We start from the raw sequence: 4,149 nt of genomic DNA, 5'->3' as shown, positions 1-4,149 counted from the left end.
CCATTGGCCGTCAGGACGCCTTCGCCGGCAAGCCGGGCTCCTACAGTAAGAGCGAAACCGCAGGTGGCCGTTACCGCAGGAATGGATATGTACACCATCCCACCTCATCCAGCCCCCGCTAGTCCGTTGAGACGATGCCCAACCCGATCACCACAGCGATAGTAAACCCATCCAAAGTCGACCCCACGGAGCAAGGGCCCATGAGTATTTTGCAGCGTTTCCAAATGGACGGCAGCGTCGCCATCGTCACCGGCAGCGGCCGCGGTATCGGTCGGGCGATTGCCCTGGCGTATGCCGAAGCCGGCGCCGATGTGGTGTGCTCGGCACGTTCGCTGGACGAGGTACAGGCCGTGGCCGAGGAAGTTCGCGCCCTCGGCCGGCGCGCCCTGGCCATCGCTTGTGACGTCAACGATGCCGAGCAACGCCAGGCGTTGGTGCGCCAAAGCGTGGAACAAATGGGCCGCATCACTCACCTGGTGAACAACGTCGGCGGCGGCGGGCCCAATGATCCGCTGACCATGACACCCGAGCAGTTCGCCCAGGTGCTGAACTTCAACGTCACCACCACCTACGCCTTCTGCCAGTTGTGCGTACCGCTGATGCGCGAGGCCGGTGGCGGCAACATCATCAACATCAGCTCGGTGGCGGCGCGTTATGCCCAGCGCCATTTCAGCGCCTACGGCACGGCCAAGGCCGCCCTCAGCCATCTGACCCGCCTGCTGGCCCAGGACTTCGCGCCGCAGATCCGGGTCAACGCCGTCGCCCCCGGTCCCACCCTGACCGAAGCACTCAACGGCGTGATGCCCGCCGCCATGCGCCAGGCCATGGAAAACAACACCCCGCTCAAATGCCTGGGCACCCCGCAAGACATCGCCGCCGCCGCGCTGTACCTGGCCAGCCCCGCCTCGGCCTGGGTGACCGGCAAGATCATCGATGTCGATGGCGGTGCCGACTCGTCGGTCTGGACCGGCTGACCGACTCCTTTGGGCTCGCCCCTGTTGATGTTGGGGCGGGCTTTTTTCTTCTCTTCCTACTTTCCGATCCATCTGGAGCCCTCGCCATGGACACCCATTTGATCAACGCGCTCGGCGACGAACTGTTCAATGCGCTGCGCAATCGACAGACACTGGCGCCCCTGACCCGGCGCTATCCGCAGATCACCCTGGAGCACGCCTACGGGATTTCCCTGCAATTCCTGCAGCGCCGTGAAGCCCTCGGCGAGCACGTGATCGGCAAGAAAATCGGGGTCACCAGCCGCGCGGTGCAGGAGATGCTCGACGTCCACCAACCGGACTTCGGTTTCCTCACCAACGCCATGCAGGTCGAAGACGGCAGCGACGTCAGCCTGGCCCGCTACAACCTGATCCAGCCACGGGCCGAAGGCGAAATCGCCTTTATCCTTGGCGAAGACCTGCAAGGCCCGGGCATCAGTGCCGAGGACGTGCTGGCCGCCAGCCAATGGGTGGTGCCGTGCTTCGAGATCGTCGATTCGCGGATCGACGACTGGCAGATCCGCATCCAGGACACCGTGGCCGACAACGCCTCGTGCGGTGTGTTCGCCCTTGGCAGCCAGCGCATCGATCCTCGCTCGCTGGACCTGGCCGCCGTGCACATGCAAATGCTGAAAAACGGCCAACCGGCAGGCTCGGGCCTGGGCTCGGCGGTGCAGGGCCATCCCTGCGCGGCAGTGGCCTGGCTGGCCAATACCCTGGGCGAGCTGGGCATCCCGTTCCGCCGTGGCGAAATCATTCTTTCCGGTGCCCTGGCGCCGCTGGTGCCAGTAGTCGCCGGCGACCATATCAGCCTGTCCATGACCGGCCTGGGCGAAGCCAGCCTGCGCTTCGTTCCTTGATCGCCCTTCCCTCTTCAGGAGCCAAAAAACCATGAGCAAAAAGATCAAATGCGCGCTGATCGGGCCGGGCAACATCGGCACCGACCTGCTGTACAAACTGATGCGCAGCGACGTGCTGGAACCGGTGTGGATGGTGGGCATCGACGCCACCTCCGAAGGTTTGGCGCGGGCACGCGAGCTGGGCCTGAAAACCACCGCAGACGGCGTGGACGGTTTGCTGCCGCATGTCCTCGAAGACCAGATCCAGATCGCTTTCGACGCCACCTCGGCCTACGTGCACGCGCAGAACTCGCGCAAGCTCAATGCCCTGGGCGTATTGATGATCGACCTGACCCCGGCGGCCATCGGCCCGTATTGCGTGCCACCGGTGAACCTCAAGTCTCAATTGGGCCTGGGTGTGATGAACGTCAACATGGTCACCTGCGGCGGCCAGGCCACCATTCCGCTGGTGGCGGCGGTGTCCAGCGTGCAACCGGTGGAATACGCCGAGATCATTGCCACCGCCGCGTCCAAGTCGGTCGGCCCCGGCACCCGCAAGAACATCGATGAATTCACCCGCACCACCGCCAGCGCAGTGGAGAAGGTCGGCGGCGCGAAAAAAGGCAAGGCGATCATCATCATCAACCCCGCCGAGCCACCGCTGATCATGCGCGACACCGTGCACTGCCTGACCGCCAGCGAACCCGACCAGCCGGCGATCACCGCCGCCATCGAAGCCATGATCGAGCAAGTACAGCGCTACGTGCCCGGCTACAAGCTGGTCAACGGCCCGGTGTTCGACGGTAATCGGGTGTCGATCTTCATGGAAGTCGAAGGCCTGGGCGACTACCTGCCCAAGTACGCCGGCAACCTCGACATCATGACCGCCGCCGCGGCGCGCACCGCCGAGATGTTCGCCGAGGAAATCCTCAAGGGCGAGCTGGTGCTGACCGCTACCGCCCACACCGCCCACGCATAAGGAGTCGACCATGGATCTTCGCGGCAAAAGCATCACCGTTCACGACATGTGCCTGCGCGATGGCATGCACCCCAAGCGCCACCAGATCAGCCTGCAACAGATGAAAGACATCGCCTGCGGCCTCGACGCGGCCGGCGTGCCGCTGATCGAAGTCACCCACGGCGACGGCCTGGGCGGCAGCTCGGTGAACTATGGCTTCCCGGCCCACACCGACGAAGAGTATCTGTCGGCCGTGATCCCGCTGATGAAAAAGGCCAAGGTCTCCGCCCTGCTGTTGCCTGGCATCGGTACTGTCGATCATCTGAAAATGGCCCATGAGCTGGGGGTCAACACCATTCGCGTGGCGACCCATTGCACCGAGGCCGATGTCAGCGAACAGCACATCTCCCACGCCCGCCAGCTTGGCATGGACACCGTCGGTTTCCTGATGATGGCCCACATGAACAGCCCCGAAGGCCTGGTCAAGCAAGGCTTGCTGATGGAAAGCTACGGCGCCAACTGCATCTACCTGACCGACTCGGCGGGCTACCTGCTGCCCCACGACGTCAGCGCTCGCGTGGCGGCGATGCGCGCGGCCCTCAAGCCAGAGACCGAGATCGGCTTTCATGGCCACCACAATCTGTCGATGGGGGTGTCCAACTCCATCGCCGCGATTGCCGCCGGGGCCAACCGCATCGACGCCGCCTGCGCAGGCCTCGGTGCCGGAGCGGGCAACACGCCGATGGAAGTGCTGGTGGCAGTGTGTGACCGCATGGGCATCGACACCGGCGTCAGTGTGTTCGGCATCCAGGACGTGGCCGAAGACCTGGTGGTACCGATCATGGACTTCCCGATCCGCAGCGACCGCGATGCCCTGACCATGGGCTATGCCGGGGTCTATGGCTCGTTCCTGCTGTTCGCCAAGCGTGCCGAGAAGAAGTACGGTGTGTCGGCCCGGGAAATTCTTGTTGAGATGGGACGGCGCGGGATGGTCGGTGGGCAGGAGGACATGATCGAGGACACTGCCATGACGCTTGCTCGTCAGCGGCGGCAGGGGTAAGGCTTTGTGTTAGGCGATTTTTTCAGGTGTACATATCCGTTGCTGCGGTAACGGCCACCTAGGGTTTCGCTCTTACAGCGAGTCACTTGGAAAAGCCTGTAGGAGCCCGGCTTGCCGGCGAAGGCGGCCTGACAGCCGACCATTCTCCTTCAGGTGTACATATCCATTCCTGCGGTAACGGCCACTTAGGGTTTCGCCCTTACGGCGAGTCACTTGGAAAAACGGAACGCCGCCCGGCCCTAAGTAACCAAGGGCTCTTGCCCCTGGCGTTCGGTGCCTCGCTAAGGCTCGGCATACCCT

At 63.7% G+C, this 4,149-nt stretch carries 4 protein-coding genes; all 4 read left to right on the top strand.

The features are described 5' to 3' along the window. The first annotated feature begins 200 nt into the window (after positions 1-200). The 4 genes from HFK74_RS18355 to dmpG all read left to right on the top strand — a co-directional run bounded on the left by HFK74_RS18355 (position 201) and on the right by dmpG (position 3,849). A complete protein-coding gene (locus tag HFK74_RS18355) occupies positions 201-974 on the top strand; it encodes a glucose 1-dehydrogenase (RefSeq protein ID WP_180204675.1) in 774 nt (257 codons plus the stop codon). Between the two features lie 86 nt (positions 975-1,060). Then, entirely contained in the window at positions 1,061-1,852 is a 792-nt protein-coding gene (locus tag HFK74_RS18350; protein WP_180204674.1) for a fumarylacetoacetate hydrolase family protein, read from the top strand. Between the two features lie 31 nt (positions 1,853-1,883). Beyond that, complete coding sequence (locus tag HFK74_RS18345) at positions 1,884-2,810, top strand: acetaldehyde dehydrogenase (acetylating) (protein ID WP_180204673.1); 927 nt, start codon at positions 1,884-1,886, stop codon at positions 2,808-2,810. A gap of 10 nt (positions 2,811-2,820) precedes the next feature. After that, positions 2,821-3,849: a 4-hydroxy-2-oxovalerate aldolase gene (gene dmpG / locus HFK74_RS18340; protein WP_180204672.1), complete on the top strand. Its 1,029-nt coding sequence runs from the start codon at positions 2,821-2,823 to the stop codon at positions 3,847-3,849. Positions 3,850-4,149: the final 300 nt, after the last annotated feature.

It is taken from the genome of Pseudomonas sp. SbOxS1 (genome assembly GCF_013416725.1).
In the GTDB taxonomy this organism is placed as follows: Bacteria; Pseudomonadota; Gammaproteobacteria; order Pseudomonadales; family Pseudomonadaceae; genus Aquipseudomonas.
This window is presented reverse-complemented; position numbering and strand designations above follow the sequence as displayed.